This window comes from Enterovibrio gelatinilyticus (genome assembly GCF_028683095.1).
Classification (GTDB): Bacteria; Pseudomonadota; Gammaproteobacteria; order Enterobacterales; family Vibrionaceae; genus Enterovibrio; species Enterovibrio gelatinilyticus.
Genome location: NZ_JAJUBC010000089.1, coordinates 1 through 1,030, shown reverse-complemented (window position 1 = coordinate 1,030; position 1,030 = coordinate 1). Strand labels below are relative to the sequence as shown.

The 1,030-nt window shown below is 46.9% G+C and carries 1 pseudogene; it reads right to left on the bottom strand.

The window, feature by feature from the left end:
• Positions 1 to 97 precede the first annotated feature (97 nt).
• A pseudogene (locus LRP50_RS25315) lies at positions 98 to 906 on the bottom strand (transposase).
• Positions 907 to 1,030: the final 124 nt, after the last annotated feature.

Genomic DNA, 1,030 nt, shown 5'->3' with positions numbered 1-1,030 from the left:
CATTTAAACGGACAAATAAACAGTGGGTTACGTTACACTTCGCTACACATTTTAACCCACTATTTTTGTCCGTTTAATGCGGCGCTGAAGGATCCCCTCATAATTCGCCCAACCCTGATGAATGAGTCAGCCTCTGGTATTCGAGCATAGCCCATTGATATTGCGGTTCATTGATACAATACCGTTGATGCTTTCTTACCTCTCGCCCCAAGCGTGGAATAGAGAGAACACGCCGATGCTTAATGGTATTGGCTTGAAAGTCGTACTGCCATTTAGCTTTTGTCGCAATGAGACCGTTCCACCACATCAGTACCTCTGCCGGCAACGCAATCAATAACAAGATGTTGAGGCGCTTGATACAACGGGTTCGGTTATGCCGTAGAGCCAGTCCATATGCGGGACTTTTTAAGTCGCGGAACGCTTCCTCTATCTGCATTCTCTTTCCATATAAGCGTGTTATCTGAATCGCGTTTAGCGTGTCATTCGGGATATTAGTCACCAGTAGCCACGGCTCGTGTGCGCTTTTGGCAAAGAGACGAGACGCCGTATGCTTCTTGCTGGTGCGGGTATGGCGTTGCACTTTTCGGCCTTTCGATGCCTGTTTAACAAGATGAGCATGACAAGCCAGAGGAGAGCGGCGTGCGAGTTGGCTAGTGCCCAGATAGACGGGTTAGTTGTTTGCCTTGGGGTAGAGTTATTTATTGCATTGCCAAGCAAGCGGTCGACTCGTTTGATGGCATGTTTAGCCGTGGTCATGACGTTAAGGGAGCGACCGAGTTTAGTGAGCGTGAGGTCAGCCCCATCGAGTGAGGATGGGGTCGCAAGTATCAGAGACTGAAGACGTTTTTTATGAATAGTGGGACACTGATTTTGTAGAGTATCTTGTAGAATTTGAACATCGTTCATCCTTTTTGGTGGAATGTGGTTTTTAGCGAAATTCATTAGATCAAAAGGGTCGATGCGCGTCCTTCTCATTGTTTAGAAAGAGATTTTGAGGGGATTCGCTAGATTTGAACGTTATATGCCAAGG